This is a genomic window from Rhodococcus sp. NJ-530 (genome assembly GCF_003860625.1).
In the GTDB taxonomy this organism is placed as follows: domain Bacteria; phylum Actinomycetota; class Actinomycetes; order Mycobacteriales; family Mycobacteriaceae; genus Rhodococcus_F; species Rhodococcus_F qingshengii.
Window position 1 is genome coordinate 62,056 of sequence record NZ_CP034153.1, and the last position, 16,003, is coordinate 78,058.

A 16,003-nucleotide genomic window follows, 5' to 3' on the forward strand; every position below is an offset into this window, starting at 1 on the left:
TCGGCGACGACACAGCAGTAGGAACCCTCGCCGAGCAATGGCGCGGTGTGCAGCGCGAACACGCCGCCGGAGTGCGTGAACACCAGGCTATGCGCAAGGCCGGAACACCGGCCGAGGAAGCGAAACGAGTCGTCGAACACCTCGAGAACGGACGCGCAACGTGGGCCATCACCCACGTACACAGCGCCGTCGACGCCAACTTTGCGGCCGTCTCCTTCCCCGACGAAGCAGCCCGCGCAGCCGCAGTGAAGACCGTCACCGAACACGTACTTGGCGCGTCCGTGCACCTCCCGGCGGCGGAGCTACCCCCCGCGCCGGAGGCTCTCAGACGGCGTGACGGTGAGTTCATCCTCACCAACCACGGCACCGCATTACATACCTCCGCGAGCATCATCACCGCCGAACAGTTCATGCTCGACGCCACTCGAACACCGACCGCCTACATCGCGGCACAAGCCGGACTCGACAAGGTCGTCGAAAAGATCGCCCGCACCAGTGATCATCCACTCAACGCCGGACAGCGCGAACTAGCCGAGCATTTCGTCGGCTCCGGAACACTGCTCGCCGTCGGTGTCGGCCCGGCCGGCACCGGCAAGACGACGTCGATGAAAGCGGTCACCGACACTTGGCGCGCAACCGGACACGAGGTCATTGCGCTCGCACCGTCCGCCGTCGCGGCCGAAACCTTGGGCGAAGAAATCGACGTCACTGCCCACACCCTCGCGACCCTGACGTACCCGTGGCGCGGCCTCGAAGGCCACGAACCACGCAGCCTCCCCGAGCACATCGAGATCCCCGCCGGGGCGATGCTGCTCGTCGACGAAGCATCCCTGGCATCAACCAAAGACCTCGCCGCTATCACCGAAATCGCCGCCGCCAAGGGCGCCGTGGTCCGTCTACTCGGTGACCCGAACCAGCTCGACGCCGTCGAAACCGGTGGAGCGCTGCGACTGCTCGCCGAAGAGACCAACGCACCCGAACTCACGGTCGTCGTACGCTTCGGCAAAGACACCGAACAAGCCGAGAACTCCCTCGCCCTGCGGCACGGTGAAGAGAGCAGCTTGGAGCTGTTCTACGCCCGCGGATGGGTCCACGAGGGCACCGCCGCCGAGATGAAAGACGCCGCCGCCACCGCCTACCTCGCCGACATCGGGGCCGGGAAAACCTCGATCGTCATGCTGTCCACCCGAGACGACGTCCGCGAAGTGAACCTCGCGATCCAAGCGCACTACCGCGCCGCCGGCACCGCCAAAGCCGGCAACACAGTGACCCTGTCCGACGAACTCGACGCCGGAGTCGGTGACATCGTTCTGACCCGCAAGAACAAGCGCCGTCTGCGCACCAAGGGCGGCAAACGGCGCAACATGTTCGTCCGCAACGGCGACCTGTGGACCGTCACCGCCGTCAACGAGAACGGCTCACTGAACCTACGCAGCAAAACCCACGAGGGCACGATCACCCTGCCCGCCCGGTACGTGAAGCGGAACACCGAACTCGGCTACGCCGCCACCGTGCACCGCAGCCAAGGCATCACCGTCGACACCTCCCACACCACCGTCGGACACACCACCAACCGGCCCGGCCTCTACGTCGCCACCACCCGCGGCCGCACCGAAAACCACCTGTACGTCCCCGTCGAACCCGGCGTCACCCAAGACACCGAAGGGATGCACCTCTCCGAAATCCAGACTCCGAACTCCCGCGAAGTCCTCACCCGCATCCTCGCCAACGACAACGGCCACAAAGCCGCCATCACCGAGATCCGCGACGCACTCGAGCACGCCCGCAGCCCCGAACGCCTCCGCGAGGCGTACCACGCCGCACACAGCAGATTGCGCGATCGCTGGCTCGACGACGTCCTCGACCGGGCGCTGCCCGCCGCACTACTCGCGACGATCGCCGCCGAAAACCCCGGCAGCCTCGCCGAACTGCGCACCACACTCGGACAGGCACACGACCGAGGAGACAGCGCCCGCCGCATCCTCAACGACGCACTCGCATCAGGCGAACTCCACACCGCCCGCGATGTCGCCCGAGTTCTGAACTCCCGCATCATCGAAGCCACCCAAGCCGCAGCAGAAGCGGCAGCCGAGCGTGCCGACAACGTGCTCCCCCCGCTCCCCCCACGCACCACCAGCACCGACAAAGAACTCGACGACTATGCCCGCATCCTCGCCGACCGCTACGCCACCGCCCGCCCCGAACACGAGCGCACCGACGGCATTGGCGCAACCATCCGCCGCTACGACGAGACCCGCGCACAGCTCGACGCCACCCGCATCCGCCGCCCCGTCCGGGAAGCATTCGAACCCGACGTAGCAGAACGCATCCTCTCCGAAGCAGGGGTGCAGCGACTCGGACGCCACCTACGTAAAGCGGCACTCGCAGGCCTCCCACCTGAGGCAGTTCTCTCCTGGCACGCGCAGCAACTCGCAGCGCGAGGCGAAGACGTCACCGCAGCGAACCTGATCAAAGACATGGCACCAGCCATCACCAGCGCAACCGAGAAGAAGAACACCAGCTGGGCAGCCGAACATGACGAGATCCTGCGCGAGCACTTTCCCGCCGCGATCGCCGCCGCCGAACGCACCGAAGACCCGAGATGGAACGCAGCAGTAGGCCGCATCCGCGAACTCGTCACCCACGCCGGGGTCGACGTCGACGACCTGTGCCGCAAAATCGAGACCGTCGCGCGCTCCACCGCTCACGTCACCGGCATCGCCGACGCACTCGACACCATCGCGCTATCGGCACGTGGGCCCGTCGACCCAGCGGCACCGCACTGGGTGCCCTCCCCCGACCTCGACGCCCACCTAGTCAACCCCGCACTCGCCGAGCAGCTGGAGACCACCTACACCGACATCGCCGCCGAACACACCGCCAACACCCGACGCATCCGCGCCGATGACCAGCGCAGCAACGACCCCGAACTACGCTTCACGCAGCACCTCGAAACCCGTCCCGAAGACCCCGAGATCGCAGTGCAATGGGATCGCACCGCCGCCGAGATTCAGGCGTACCGAGACCGCTACAACATCACCGACACCACCTCAGTGGCCGGCGACCGCCCCGAGAACAAAGCCGACATCGCACCCTTCAACACCGTTCACCGCGATATCGACGAATTGCATGACCGCATCCAAGAACACCGCGAAGAACAACGCCGCGCCGAACACGAACAAGCGACGATCGAACACCACCACACCGTCGCCCAACACGTCGAACAAGAACAACAACGCCGCGGCCCTCGTCTCTAGACCGACCCAGCCGAGACGCCACGCTCGCCGCCCTATCGCGGCCGGACTTCGTGGCGATAGTTCGCTTCCAAGATGTCGATGACCCTGTTCGCGCAAGCCACCAGGTCAGGTGACGATTGCTCGGAATTCGTGGCGCTAGCATTTTCAAGAGCTATCCGAGCGAAGTGGAGTACGAGTTCGGGTGAAATTGTGGTGCGCAGCATGTAATCCCGAAATGACGGGATCGACAGCCGTTTCAGTTCTTTCGGACAGCCAAGCTCAGCAAACAGTTTTCTGTTGTCACGTATCGCGTGCATGCGTGGCTGAGTAACTGTCGACGACGGGTGAAAACTGAACGGATGTCGTCGGACGAAAATTAACCACCTTGCGTGAGTGTTGTGGGGTGATTTCAGTGGAGGATTGGGCGGAGATCCGCCGTTTGCATCGGGCTGAGAGCCTGTCGATCAGCGAGATCGCGCGGCGGTTGGGGGTGACGCGTAATACCGTGCGCTCGGCGTTGGCATCGGATCGTCCTCCGAAGTATCAACGAAAACGGCAACGCACTCTCGCTGATGCGGCCGAGCCGCAGGTGCGGGCACTGTTGTCGGAGTTCCCTCGGATGCCGGCGACGGTGATCGCCGAGCGGATCGGGTGGCAGCATTCGATCACCACGATCAAGGACCGCATTCGCGAGATCCGTCCGGAGTACGTGGGTGTCGATCCGGTGGATCGTTTCGTCTACAAACCTGGCGCTATCGCGCAGTGCGACTTGTGGTTTCCCGAGACCGTGGTGCCGGTCGGTGGCGGTCAGGAACGGGTACTGCCGGTGTTGGTGATGACGTCGGGGTACTCGCGGTTCATCTCGGCGGTGATGATCCCGTCCAGGCAAGGTGGTGACATCTTGTCGGGAATGTGGGAACTGATCTCAGGGTTGGGTAAGGTCCCGAAAACGCTGGTGTGGGACCGAGAATCAGCAATCGGAGGCACCGGAAAGGTCACCACATCTGCTGCTGCGTTCGCCGGAACGTTAGCGACTCGAATCCAGTTGGCTCCACCGCGGGACCCGGAGTACAAGGGCATGGTCGAACGCGCCAACGGCTACCTGGAGACCTCGTTTCTGCCCGGCCGGCGGTTCACCTCACCGACTGATTTCAACACCCAACTCCATGACTGGCTCACACGAGCGAATACTCGCACTGTGAGGGCGATCGGTGGCCGGCCGATCGATCTGCTCGCCACCGACGTTGCGGCGATGATCGAACTGCCACCGGTCATTCCGGCGATCGGGCTCAGTCACCGGATCCGGTTGGCGCGGGATTACTACGTGCGTGTCGACGGCGCCGACTACTCGATCGACCCGCGAGTGATCGGCCGATTCGTCGATGTGAGCGCCAGCCCGACTCGTGTGGTGGCCCGCTGCGACGACCAGATCGTGGCTCGTCATGACCGTTCGTGGGCGAAGCATGTAGTCGTCACCGATCCCGATCACGTCAGTGTTGCCGCCCAACTGCGCCGCGGATTGGCGGACGAACGGCGCCGCCGCACACAAGCCGCCACACGCCGGCACATCGACGGGCATCCCGTCTCGTTGCGAGCATTACCGGACTACGACGCCTTGTTCGGCGTCGACTTCGAATCCGCCCCGACAACAGTGAGGACCACATCATGACAACTGCAACCAAGAAGAAAGCCGCCGAGGCGGCCGTCTCGGCACCACCAGCGGACGGGATTCCGTCCCAGATCGCCTATTTGACAAGGGTATTGAAGACCCCGACGATCGGGCGAGTGTGGGAAGAGCTCGCCGATCACGCCCGCGACGAGAACTGGTCGCACGAGGAATACCTCGCAGCGGTATTGGGTCGCCAACTCGCCGATCGTGAGTCGGCGGGCACGATCATGCGGATCCGCACGGCGCACTTCCCGGCAGTGAAAACTCTCGAGGACTTCAATCTCGACCACCTGCCAAGCTTGCGACGTGATGTGTTGGCGCACTTGGCGACTGGAATGTTCGTTCCGAAAGCGGAAAACGTCATCCTGCTCGGTCCGCCTGGCATCGGCAAGACACACATCGCGATCGGACTCGGAGTCAAAGCTGCCTACGCCGGATATTCCGTCCTGTTCGATACTGCCAGCAACTGGATCACTCGGTTGAGCACTGCACATCATGCCGGGCAGCTTGAGACCGAGCTCAAGAAGATCCGCCGTTACAAGTTGATCATCATTGATGAGGTCGGGTATATCCCGTTCGATCAGGACGCGGCGAACTTGTTCTTCCAGCTGATCGCCTCCCGATACGAGCAAGGCTCGGTCATGGTCACTTCCAACCTCCCGTTCGGGAAAGCGCACATGTTCGCGCGAATCTGTGCGTAGTCGCGCCGAAGTTTCACGGGTTCGGCAGTCGGGTGGGGTCGACGAAGTCTGCCAGGTAGATCATGGCGGCCTCGGCGGTCATGCCGAATGCCGCGGCGACGAGCTTCGGATCCATGGTGTTGACCAGATCGATAAGGCGAGTGCAGCGGATCATCCGCGGGCCGAACCCGCAATCGTCGAGCACATGACTCAGATAGGCGACCGATGCGGGTGACCGTCCGGCCTTGGTCCCTTTGGTGACGATGACGTGCGGATTGGCGGTGCGCCAGGAGGCGCGCTGGGCCAAACAGCGCTGCACGATCGTCCAGCTCGCCGGGTCCATCGGGACCGGATGCGGTCGCTCGCCAAGCCTGACGGTCTGTCGAAGCGGATCGACATCGTCGCAGGTCAGCAGCCGGACTTCGCGACTGGAAGCGCCATGCAGCAAGGCGAGGATGCCGACCAGGGATTCATGCGGATGCACCAGCAGGTCGGTGGTCCACCGCTGGAACAACCGGCGTTGTTGCTCGAGAGTGAGCGTCCGGCCACGAAAACCCTTGGCTTCTTTCCTGTCCAGGCTCTTCGTCGGATCGACAAGGACCAGACGGTGACTGCGCGCGAATCGGAAAAACTGGCGCAGCACGGTGAGTCTTCGCTGGCGCGACTTCGGCAGGGAAACTAGGAACGCCTCGACGTCGCCGAGCTCGACGGTCGCCCAATCTTGTTTCCCGCGTTCACTGTTCAAGAACGAAGCGAAATCTCGAACGGCCGCCAGTGCGGCCTCTATGGTCGAATCGCTGCGGGGCAGTGTTCCGGCCCGGCGAGCACGGGCCTTGGCGGTAAGCATGAACTCGGCGAATCCTGCGATTGCCGGTCGCAGCGGTTCAGGGGCCGCTTCGATCCGCCGTTGCCGGCGGCCGGCGGCGAGTCGCTCGTTGTGGTCGGTCGGCATCGCCAGCCCGTGTTCGGTGAAGAAATCTTGCATCGATCTGGCCAGCGGACCCATGGAACGGCCTGAGCGGCGTGCCCTGTCGAGCAGGGACGGCGGATGATTGGAGTGCTCGTCGTCGAGCAGTCGCCCCAGCTCGGTGACCGCCACACACGCACGGCCTGGCGAATAGCCGTCGGCGAGACAGGTGATCAGGCCGGGCAGCCAATCCGGCGGGTCGGCAAGACGTGCTAGGAGATGTTCGCCGGCCACATGCGGCCGATCCGGATGGCGCTGCCAGCATCGCGAGCACATGCCGCGGCCGGCATGGCGACGCAACACGCCACAGGCGACGCAGACGCGCGGGGGCTTCTTCGAAGGGCGCGGCCTCGAACAGTGACCGCACCAGCCGGTGTCCACGCGCAGATACCCGGGTTTGCCGCACCGCGGACAGTCCTGTTGCCGAGCTTGCAGGTCGGCTTTGCGTTGGCAGCCCCGGCACAACACGGTCTCCGCGAAGCGGACCTTGTGACCGCACTGCGCGCACCGGCGGGAACAAATCACGCAACGACCTGTCTCGACGACCAGCACCCTACTGCGGCTGCAGTCAGGGCACGGCTGCTTGGCGGCCGCGTCCTTGGCGCGGGCGGTGCACCGGCAGCACAGGTCGCGGCCGATGATGCCCACCGGTCCGCCGCACTCGGCACAGTCACGCTGGCGTTTACCCATGTTCTGCAATGACTTCCAGGTCGAAGCGTCACATCGGCGGAAGCGAGCGGCCGCGGGCGTTGACGGCTTGGCGCTGCGTCGGCGCCGGTCGAATTGGCGGATCGGCAGGACGCTCGACGGGAGTGGCGTCGATCTCGAACAAGTCGTCCGGAGTGCATTGCAAGGCAGTGCACAACGCGATCAGCGTCGTCATCTTGATCTGGGTGGGTTCCTTGGTGAACAGCGCCGACACCGACGCCGCCGACATCTCCAGCCCGGCTTTGTCTGCCAGCAGCCTGCGCAGCTCGGTCCCGGTCCACACTTCGCGTTGGGCCGCGGCCATCCGCAGTCGCCACTTGATCCTCACGCTCGCTCGTCCTCTCCGCTGAGCTCGGCCAGGGTGGTGGTCACCGCGCGCCGATACGCGTCCTCGATGAAGGTCGCCGATGGCCGGACATACCGCATCGTCGATCCGACGGTCCAGTGACCCAGAAGCTGTTGGATCGCAACCAGATCCACGCCACGCTCATAGTTGTGGGTCGCGCACGCACGTCGCAGCGCATGCGGGCTGAACCGCTCCGAACGCGGGCGCCCTTCGAGCTCCATCAGATATCGCAGCCGGTTGCGGATCGTTCCACGATGCAGCGGCCCGCCGGACTCGTCGGCGAACAACACCGGCGAGTCCGGGAACTTGGGCCGCACGTCGGTCAGGAACCAGCGCAGCACCAGGTCCAGACCGTCGAGCATCGGAACCCATCGCGGCCGAGGACCGGACATCCTGGCGCCCTTACCGAAGCGGACATGAAGTTTGCCGAACGGACCACGATCGAAATGCACATCCGGAAGGTCGAGCAGCGCAGCCTCTTCCGAGCGCAGTCCGGCATGATAGAGCGTCCGGAACAGCGCGTAGTCCCGAGCTGCCGGCCCATATTTTCGGGCGGTGATGATGCGCGCCTTCATGAACTCGAAGAACTCCCGCACGCGCTCCGGAGTCGGAGGCGGCACCAGCGCCGGCGAATCGTCGCCGACATGGCGGGAGGCGTTGAACTCATCCACCGGACAGACCAGCTTCACCCCGAACACGGCCTCGATCTCGGCTGCCTTGCGAACCTGGAGGAACCAGTGGAATCCCTTGAAGATCTGCACATACTCCCGCCGAGTCGACGGAGCACGGCCCGCGACTGCGAGGCTGCCGACGACTCGGTCGATGTCCTCGGCGGTGACTTCCCACGCCGGCCGGCCCAGTGCCGTCAGCGTCCGCTCGAGTAGCCCGATGTCGTTGTCGATAGTGACTGGGCTGAAGCCCCGAGCTCGCCAGGACGCGACGAAGGCGTCCACGCAGTTGCGTTGGAACACAACAGGATCTGACTCGATCGACTCTATCGGAACGACGTTGCCCGGGATCAGCCGCAGACCTTCGGTCATCAGCACACCTTCTTCACACCTGAACGATTAAGGTAGCACCTAATATAGACCGCTCACAGCTTGAAGAAGGCTAGAACGCGAAAACATGCTGAAGTCCCAGCGAGCTGCGGGTTTCCACGGAGACGAACAAGTGCCAACCCCAGATCGATGGGGCGAGACATTTTCCGACGACGTCGTCGCCGCAGCGATGATCGACCGACTCGTCCATCACGCCGAAGTGCTCACCCTCAGCGGTGACTCCTATCGCACCCGATCGCGCCGAGAGCTTCTGACCAAGAACCGATCCAGCAGGGACTAAATCCAAGCCGGGTGGTGAATTTTCGTCCGACGATCACCGATCACTTTTCATCCGACGTTGACAGTAACGATATTCAGCCACGACAGGACCAGGAACGTGCTGGAGATGGCTACGGTCGACCATCCGCTTTGAACCTCCGTACCTTGCCACCAGATCAGTAGAACCACTCCCCACAAGGTGGGAGCACCTACCGCCAAAGTTCCGATCACCCACTTGTCACGGCGGCTGTATCTGATCTGATGAGTAGCGGCCAGTTGGTTCGCAACGACCTCAGAATGCGCGGTCAGGATTTCCTTCGCACCCTCCCCTGTAGCTTTTTCGGCAGCCAGAGCCGTCGACAACATCCGCCGACGCAATGGCGCGGCGTCGAAGGTGTCAAACAGGAGCTTCGGGAGGCTCAGCAGTGCGAATGCGCCGGCAATGAGTATCCCGACCGACTGATACCAAGGCATCGGACGATCGTAGGGGACGGCCAGGAGCAAACGAGTCGGTGTCGTGAATCGTTTAGTGAGTCATACAGCGCAGATTGAATCCTCCCGCCCTTACGGACAGAGATTCCCCGGGAGCGCAGGCGGCCAATGTGGTTGTACGAGATCGCTCAGACCGCGCGGGGTGGAGCGGGGCTCTCTTCAAGGCATTTTATGACTACGTCGACAGCTGGACCCGGGATATCGGCAGTCGTGGACCAGTCCTCCGGCGGCCAGATCAGCCGATAGGCGCGCATGTCAGCCTTCTTCGGCTTCTTGATCTTTCCGGACCTGCGGCCGGGCATCGGATCGATGACATCGATCAACCCGAATTCTTGCAACTCGTGGATCGACCCGTACGCTTCGCCAGCTAGCCCGTAGTCGCCCCATCGAACTGTTCGAGACAGCCCAATCCCCAAATCTTCGACCTGTGTCGATCGACGCCAAGGGTGACGTTGCGAGTCCATCGCGATCACAAGAAATGTGGCGAGCTCCTCCTGGGTCAGCACGAGGTGCCACCCGTAGTAGAAGAATTGTGCAGGTAGGACCAGCGCCTCCTTGCCCGCCAGCGATAGGCCGGGAACCTTGTAGTTCTTGTCTCCTCGACCGTTCTCTCGCTTCAGCTGGAAGTTCTCGAACCGATTCCGGGTGCCAGGTTTGCCGATGGCGACCAAGTTGCAATCCGCAAGTTTCCCAAGAGCCCGGGTAGCCCGGAGATTGTTCTCCTTCGACGTGGCGGCCGGGTCGAGGAGCCCGCTGAGATCGGACCACCCATCGGCGAAGTTGTTGCGCCGGTTGTTGACGACCTTTTTGCCAGGCTCATTTTCGAGGTGTGCGACGTAAAAAGCTGTCATCAGCACAGCAAGTGCGTTGCTGGGCCGATGGATCAGTTTGGTCAGCGGGGGGCGAGTCTTGAGGTCGCGTTCTCTCGTTGAGGCATAGGGCTGTGAGGAATCGCGTGGCGCCCGTCGTTTGTCCAGTCGAATAAATGACGACCGGATCCGCACCTCGGGATGATCCCCGGAATCGAGTTCGGCATACAACGCAGTGGCCCGGGTTATCGATTCCTGGCGAGCCTTCAGCTCCGCGAGCCTCTTGGCGCGCACACCCTCCAGGGTTAATCGACGACGCTCCGCGTACTTACTTTGTTCCAGGCTCTTCGCCACGGAGGCTTCTATGTCCGCGGCTGATGTCCCTATGGGGAACACACGAAGTTTCGGCATTTTCCCTCATGGGGTAGGTCGGAGCAGGGTCTCTGCTGGCAGCATATACGGATACTAGTAACTTGTTACGATACGTCCCGCCAGTAGCTACCCAATGGTTTGCCAGTAGGCACCCAATCGTCCCGCGACAACGATCTCCCGGAGAGGCTTAGATTCGCCCATGGGTAAGAAACGAGAGCGGGCCGGCCAGCGCGACATGGTCGAGTCAACATCCACTAGCGACCGTCTTCACGCATTCATAGACGAGTCGAAGCGAGGCCGCTACGCCTTGTGCGTCGCCACAGTCGCGATCGGTGATTTGAGCTCACTCCGGGTTGGGCTCAATGCTTTGCGCCCGCAGGGGCACTCTCGTATCCACATGTCAGCTGTTGGTAACAAGTACGGACCCAGAATTGTCTCCGGAGTGGCCAAGCTGGAGGCCGTATCTCGGATCTACGTCATGGATTCCCGTAAGGCAACTGATCGACAAGCACGAGATGCAACGCTCGCGGCGGCGGTCATCGACCTCGCGCAGATGCCCGTTGCAAACGTAGTCATCGAGACCTGCGAACAAGACCGAGACGATCGGCGGCTGATCCGAAGTACGCTTCCCGACCCGCCGTTCGAGTACAGATTCGACTCGCCATCGAATCCTCTTCTGTGGCTACCGGATGTCCATGCCTGGGCATGGGGACGTGGCGGAAGTGTCAAGAAGGCGATCGCATCGCGTATCACGGTCATACCGGTGACATAAAACCGTGACCCCCACCGGCGGTGGGGGTCACGGTTGAGATTGCATGGGCGCGCAAGGCTGGAAACCATAATTGAGGCTGCCCGTAAGGGTGCTTACGCCTCGGAGACCTCCTACACGAACCACTTCCTGCGGCTACTGCCCCAGGCACTCACATTATGGATAGGGTCGCGCATTAGCGCAAGTCCACGACTCAATGGAAGGTGCCTCGGATAGCCGGTGAAGTCGACTTTTCGGAGCGCTGGGCCGACGGGCCATGGCCATGTGAAGCGCGAATCGCGCAGTGAATGGTGTGCCCGCCATAGTCGCGTCACGCTGATCCCAGGCGGGACAACCAGCGGACATCGACTGTGACGGGCACGAGAAGCATCAACCACCCGCCACCCGCATTCTCGAACGGTGGGCGAGACCGCCCGAAGGGTGCGGCGGTTGATACTTCGGCTTGTGAAGGGCTATTCGGCGGGCCGATACGTTTCGGTATCGTCGTCGAATTCCCAACGGGCACCGTCGATGTCGACGGCCGTGAAATCGTCGGCGGGATCTTCCGCGGATGCCCGACCGCTGTCGATCATCTCGAGAACCTGATCCATCGTCAGCACGCTCGTCGACGAGGCTGACTCAGCTGCCGGTTCCGGTTCGGTGCGTCGGTCAGCGTCGGTAGCGATGAACTCGGCGAAGTCGTCCGCGATCTCGGGTTCGTCGGGTTCGTAGCCGCACACTCCACTGCGGCATTCCTCGAAGCCGGCCATCGTCGGGATGCGCTGAACGAGCGGCCACAGCACTTGGTAGTGCCAGGCTGCCATTCCTCCGTGGTACGGATTCTTGCTCAGCTGCTGGTACACCTCACGATGCGCCCACATCGCCGCTGTCAGCTCCTCGACGAGCGGATCGTGTTTGAACCAGCACGAGAGGATCTGATTTCCCAGGTCATAGCGCCGACGTAGATGCTCCACCCACGGGCGGAGTTCGACCCACAGTTCGGCGGCCGCGAGCCGGTCCAGGTGCAACCAATCGACAGGACCAGGGTTGTACACCGGAATACTCACCGCCCACCGCCTTCCCGAGAATCCCAGGTGGACACGGCAGCGTGCTCACCGCGCCTGCGCAACGCCTCCACCGAGGGTGTGCACAATTCGCAGGAACTGCGGTGCCGCACATCGCGGAAGCCTTCGGAGAGCGTGAAGATTCCGCCGTTGTACGTCACTTCCGGATCGCACACGATGGCGCCGGCCGGCGAAACGATGATGATCGGCCGCTCGTACACCCCGTTGGTGCTGCGAAAGATCCACAGCGCGGAGTCCCCGGAGATCCAGTGATCGGCCCGCTCCCACACCGGGGTCATCGAGTCGCCGTTCATCGGCTGCCTTTCGTGCAGAAGTCGTCGAACGCCGCCTGGTTGGCCCGCACCCGCTTGGAGAGGTCGGGAACATCCCACACCGAGGGCAGACGCACTTTCATCGGCTTCGCGTTGCGGAACATCATCAGCGCTTGGTCTTCGGGCATCTCACGGATCTCGTTGAGCGCCATCACCGGCACCGAACGCGGAGCCGAACGCGGATCGTGGCTGATGTATTCGTCACGGCTACCCATCAGCCGAGACAGTGCCGCCAACTCGCTTTCGTCACCGAGACCCGGCAAGTACATACGGGCCGGCGAATCAGTCGAGAGTCGCTGGCCGCCGATGCGGCCCCAGCGCTTCTCGTTCTGCAAGGCACTGTGCACGAGCGCCCAGATCTGGATTCCGCGGCCGCCGGAGTCGGTGATCAGGTCTGGCATGTTCGGAATCGCCGCGACGTTGTTCATTTCGTCGAGGACCATCCGTAGCGGAGGGTCGATCTTGTCGTCCGGCCTGGTCAGGCCATGCGTTTTCGCCACGTGATACAGCTCGGCGGACAGGACGGTGGTGAACGCGGCCGCCGATGCGCTGTGTCCTTCCGAGACGAGATAGACGGTGTTCTTGCCTTCGGTCATCAGCGCATGAAGATCAGCGGATTCGCTGCGAGGGACGTTGATTGCGCCCATCAATTTCGGGGACGCCAACGGCTCGAGCAACCGTGCACATGCGCTGACCACGTCGTCGGAGGAGTCGGACTTCGAGTCCAACGCCTGGCCAAGTTCGGCGTGCCAGTCCGGCAGATCCTTTTTCAGGACGTCGCGCACCAGTTTGACGTTGCGGGAGGACGCCCAGATCCGCAGGTCCATCAAGTCCTTGTTCTTGACGGCCGCGGTGTAGAGGTAGCCGCGCATGAGCATCGCGGCTTTGCCGTTCCAGTAGCCGGCGTTGCTGGTGTCGTCCATCGGCATGGCCTGGACCAGCGCTTCTGCCCGTCGTTTGGCTACTTCCGGGTCATCGCATCCATCAAGGATCGACCACCGCATCGGGTTGGCGATCGCGGTCAACCCTTCCGGGTCGAAGACCTCGACGCGGCCCACTTCGCTGCGTTCTGCCCATGTAGAGCGGAGCAGGTCACCGCGGGTCGAGGTGGCAACCACGGGGCCGACGGCGTCGGTGACACCCTTCCAGCACACGCGCCATGTTTTACCGGCGCCGGTCGGTCCGGTGCAGGTCAGCCCGTCGCGGTACTGCAAGTAGACGCCGTCACCGCCGTTGTAGAGGGTGGCGATCTTCGTGGTTTCTGTCTCGGCGGCGATGCGGCGCACCGGAACATCCTTGAGTGAGAGGCGGGTTGCTTTCGCTTTACGTACCGCAGCCTTCTCGCTGACGCCGGCGCGGGCAAGTTCGGTGCGGTCCGCGAAACCGGACTCTCGAACCCGGCGTGCAGCGCGGCGGATCGTCATCTTCGACGAGATGAACATTCCCAGCCACAGGCACAATGCCGCCAGGACGGCGATGCATCCCCACGTCAGGACCGGACCGCCCGGACGCGAGCCTTCCGGCCAGGCCAGCGCTGGATCGGCCGGATGCAGGAACAGCCCTGTGAACACGTCGAGCACTCCGTACATCCCGGATGGCAAGGCGCCGCCGGTGCCGGCGAAGACCCCGGACAGATATCCGCCTCCGACCACGCTCAGCACCACGGCGAGCGCGGTCGCGGCCAGCGGGATCAAACCCGGTGTCACTATCGGCTTGGTAGGGCGCTGTGTGGTCATGCCGCTTCTCCCTTGATGACTTCGTCCGTGTCGGTGAGCGTGATTTCGATGTCCGAACGCACATGCTGGAGCAGGATTGGATCGGCGCTGCCGTATTTGACGAGGCAGTGGCCTTTGGCGAGGGACATGATGATTTCGGTCGAGCCGGGCGGCAGGTGGTACATGCGCGCGGTTTCTTCGGCGTCTTCGACTCGGTCCTGCCCGTAGAGGAAGACGATTCCGGCTTCCTTCATCAGCGCCCGGGCAGGGGAATCGGTCGGTAGGTCGGAGATGTGGTGGAACGCCGAGCAGGTCGAGAGGCCCAGGCCGCGAGAGAGTTTCATGTTCTCGCGGAACACCTTTCCGGTCGATCCGTCCGCTACGTGCCATCCTTCCTCGACGATCAACACGGTCTGCATGTGCTGTGCGGACCGGGAAGCAAGCACGTTCGCGAGCCAGGTGTTGATCACGGTCATGATCACCCGCAACGCGGGCCCCTTGTTCGGCAGTGCGGAGACGTCGAAGTGCACGAACGGGTGCTCGAGTGCCTCGCGAACCTCCGGTGAGGTGGCGCCGTCGACGAGGCCCTTGAGGTCGCCTTCGCACAGCTTGCGCAGCGCCAGACCTGGTGTCAGGCCCCAGCGCTTGGCGTCCTCGGCCCACAGCTGCCCGAATGTCGCTCCGCTACCGGGGGTTGATTCGAGTAGTTCGTTGGCGAGCTCGCGCAGAATCGGCTCACGTCCTTCCTTCGCAGCTCGTTCGTTGACGACCTGCAATGCCAAACGCAGTGCAGCGTCTTCTTTCTCGACCAATGGGCGGCCGATGGTGTCCTCGATGACGGCGCCGACGAGCGCTTCCTGCCCGGCCGGGGCGAGGCCGTCGGTGCGTTCGATTCCGCTGGCGATCGCGGGGTCCAGGAGGTTGAGGCGGACTCCGATTCCGTCGGCGCCGCCGGCGTGGAAACGGATCGACCGAGCACCGACAGAGTCGGCAATTCCGGAGTATTCGCCGCCCTTGTTTCCTTGGCGCTTTTTGTCGATGACCACGACCTGTCGGTTCGGCAGGGCGAGTTGGCGCAGGCAGAATGCGGTTTTGATGAGCGAGGACTTCGCTTTGCCGATGTCTCCGATGACGGCGATGTTGATGTTCTCAATTTCCGTTCCGTACAGCTCGAACGGGTCGACGATCTCCATCGTCTGGCTGATCTTGTTCAGCCCCGTCATCAGGCCCTCGTGACGGACCGAGCGGCGCATCGTGGCCAGGTTCAAGGCTTCACCTTGGCGGGTGGATGTCCAGGCACCTTCGGTGCGGATCTCGTACCAACCCCACCGGTCCAGCCATTTGTTGCGCTTGGGGGGCTGGCGCCGGACGGTGATCCGATCCGAAGCGACCACGGCGTCGATCGTTGCGTCGATAGCCGCGGTTTCCTCCGGACTCTCGATCCGGACCTTCTTCTTTCCGAGCGAGGGCGCGAAAGACCATCGGCTGGTCTTCTTGTGTCCGCGTCGGTACTCGGTGCGCTGCTGTGTGTTCGTCATGAGGTGTCCTT

Annotated in this window: 14 protein-coding genes and 1 pseudogene; 6 read left to right on the forward strand and 9 right to left on the reverse strand. The window is 63.1% G+C overall.

Annotation, left to right across the window (positions count from 1 at the left end):
- The first annotated feature begins 410 nt into the window (after positions 1-410).
- The 3 genes from EHW12_RS35965 (at position 411) to istB (ending at position 5,606) form a co-directional block, all read left to right on the forward strand.
- A complete protein-coding gene (locus EHW12_RS35965) occupies positions 411-3,257 on the forward strand; it encodes an AAA family ATPase (protein ID WP_277426214.1) in 2,847 nt (948 codons plus the stop codon).
- 382 nt (positions 3,258-3,639) lie between these two features.
- Positions 3,640-4,905, forward strand: coding sequence for an IS21 family transposase (gene istA / locus EHW12_RS30240; protein WP_125052918.1), 1,266 nt, complete (start codon positions 3,640-3,642; stop codon positions 4,903-4,905).
- Positions 4,902-5,606: an IS21-like element helper ATPase IstB gene (gene istB / locus EHW12_RS30245; protein WP_125052920.1), complete on the forward strand. Its 705-nt coding sequence runs from the start codon at positions 4,902-4,904 to the stop codon at positions 5,604-5,606. Before istA ends, istB begins: the two co-directional genes overlap by 4 nt.
- Positions 5,607-5,619: 13 nt before the next feature.
- Here the strand turns inward: istB and EHW12_RS30250 are convergent, their stop codons facing one another.
- Entirely contained in the window at positions 5,620-6,786 is a 1,167-nt protein-coding gene (locus EHW12_RS30250; RefSeq protein ID WP_003943392.1) for a site-specific integrase, read from the reverse strand.
- A gap of 123 nt (positions 6,787-6,909) precedes the next feature.
- Between EHW12_RS30250 and EHW12_RS35575 the strand changes: the two genes are divergently transcribed.
- A complete protein-coding gene (locus EHW12_RS35575) occupies positions 6,910-7,254 on the forward strand; it encodes a hypothetical protein (protein ID WP_073513720.1) in 345 nt (114 codons plus the stop codon).
- A 16-nt stretch (positions 7,255-7,270) separates the two neighbouring features.
- Here EHW12_RS35575 and EHW12_RS30255 read toward each other — a convergent pair whose 3' ends face one another.
- Positions 7,271-7,588 carry a helix-turn-helix transcriptional regulator gene (locus EHW12_RS30255; RefSeq protein ID WP_064445096.1) on the reverse strand — a complete coding sequence of 106 codons (318 nt, stop codon included), beginning with the start codon at positions 7,586-7,588 and terminating at the stop codon, positions 7,271-7,273.
- The gene (locus EHW12_RS30260; RefSeq protein WP_064445106.1) at positions 7,585-8,646 is read right to left on the reverse strand and encodes a site-specific integrase; all 1,062 of its coding nucleotides are present in this window, start codon (positions 8,644-8,646) and stop codon (positions 7,585-7,587) included. The genes EHW12_RS30255 and EHW12_RS30260 overlap by 4 nt, the downstream gene beginning before the upstream one ends.
- A 145-nt stretch (positions 8,647-8,791) precedes the next feature.
- Between EHW12_RS30260 and EHW12_RS30265 the strand changes: the two are divergent.
- Positions 8,792-8,944 (forward strand): annotated as a pseudogene (locus tag EHW12_RS30265) (ATP-binding protein); the annotation flags it as partial.
- A 47-nt stretch (positions 8,945-8,991) separates the two neighbouring features.
- Here the strand turns inward: EHW12_RS30265 and EHW12_RS30270 are convergent.
- Both EHW12_RS30270 and EHW12_RS30275 read right to left on the reverse strand, forming a co-directional pair.
- On the reverse strand, positions 8,992-9,396 hold the full coding sequence (locus tag EHW12_RS30270; RefSeq protein ID WP_125052926.1) for a hypothetical protein: 405 nt from the start codon (positions 9,394-9,396) through the stop codon (positions 8,992-8,994).
- A gap of 146 nt (positions 9,397-9,542) precedes the next feature.
- The gene (locus EHW12_RS30275) at positions 9,543-10,577 is read right to left on the reverse strand and encodes a hypothetical protein (protein ID WP_125052928.1); all 1,035 of its coding nucleotides are present in this window, start codon (positions 10,575-10,577) and stop codon (positions 9,543-9,545) included.
- Between the two features lie 415 nt (positions 10,578-10,992).
- Between EHW12_RS30275 and EHW12_RS30280 the strand changes: the two genes are divergently transcribed.
- Entirely contained in the window at positions 10,993-11,367 is a 375-nt protein-coding gene (locus EHW12_RS30280; RefSeq protein ID WP_241199193.1) for a hypothetical protein, read from the forward strand.
- 449 nt (positions 11,368-11,816) lie between these two features.
- Here the strand turns inward: EHW12_RS30280 and EHW12_RS30285 are convergent, their stop codons facing one another.
- The 4 genes from EHW12_RS30285 to EHW12_RS30300 are packed head-to-tail and all read right to left on the reverse strand — an operon-like array spanning position 11,817 to position 15,992.
- Entirely contained in the window at positions 11,817-12,410 is a 594-nt protein-coding gene (locus EHW12_RS30285; protein ID WP_125052930.1) for a hypothetical protein, read from the reverse strand.
- Complete coding sequence (locus EHW12_RS30290) at positions 12,407-12,721, reverse strand: hypothetical protein (protein ID WP_125052932.1); 315 nt, start codon at positions 12,719-12,721, stop codon at positions 12,407-12,409. Before EHW12_RS30290 ends, EHW12_RS30285 begins: the two co-directional genes overlap by 4 nt.
- Complete coding sequence (locus tag EHW12_RS30295; RefSeq protein ID WP_125052934.1) at positions 12,718-14,475, reverse strand: TraM recognition domain-containing protein; 1,758 nt, start codon at positions 14,473-14,475, stop codon at positions 12,718-12,720. Before EHW12_RS30295 ends, EHW12_RS30290 begins: the two co-directional genes overlap by 4 nt.
- Positions 14,472-15,992, reverse strand: coding sequence for an ATP/GTP-binding protein (locus EHW12_RS30300; RefSeq protein WP_125052936.1), 1,521 nt, complete (start codon positions 15,990-15,992; stop codon positions 14,472-14,474). The genes EHW12_RS30295 and EHW12_RS30300 overlap by 4 nt, the downstream gene beginning before the upstream one ends.
- Positions 15,993-16,003: the final 11 nt, after the last annotated feature.

Excerpts from the sequence above, each read along its gene's own strand:
- istB (WP_125052920.1), top strand. The coding sequence starts at position 4,902 with ATGACAACTGCAACCAAGAAGAAAGCCGCCGAGGCGGCCGTCTCGGCA.
- EHW12_RS30295 (WP_125052934.1), bottom strand. The coding sequence starts at position 14,475 with ATGACCACACAGCGCCCTACCAAGCCGATAGTGACACCGGGTTTGATC.
- EHW12_RS35965 (WP_277426214.1), top strand. The coding sequence starts at position 411 with ATGCTCGACGCCACTCGAACACCGACCGCCTACATCGCGGCACAAGCC.
- EHW12_RS30270 (WP_125052926.1), bottom strand. The coding sequence starts at position 9,396 with ATGCCTTGGTATCAGTCGGTCGGGATACTCATTGCCGGCGCATTCGCA.
- EHW12_RS30280 (WP_241199193.1), top strand. The coding sequence starts at position 10,993 with ATGTCAGCTGTTGGTAACAAGTACGGACCCAGAATTGTCTCCGGAGTG.
- EHW12_RS30260 (WP_064445106.1), bottom strand. The coding sequence starts at position 8,646 with ATGACCGAAGGTCTGCGGCTGATCCCGGGCAACGTCGTTCCGATAGAG.
- EHW12_RS30290 (WP_125052932.1), bottom strand. The coding sequence starts at position 12,721 with ATGAACGGCGACTCGATGACCCCGGTGTGGGAGCGGGCCGATCACTGG.
- EHW12_RS30300 (WP_125052936.1), bottom strand. The coding sequence starts at position 15,992 with ATGACGAACACACAGCAGCGCACCGAGTACCGACGCGGACACAAGAAG.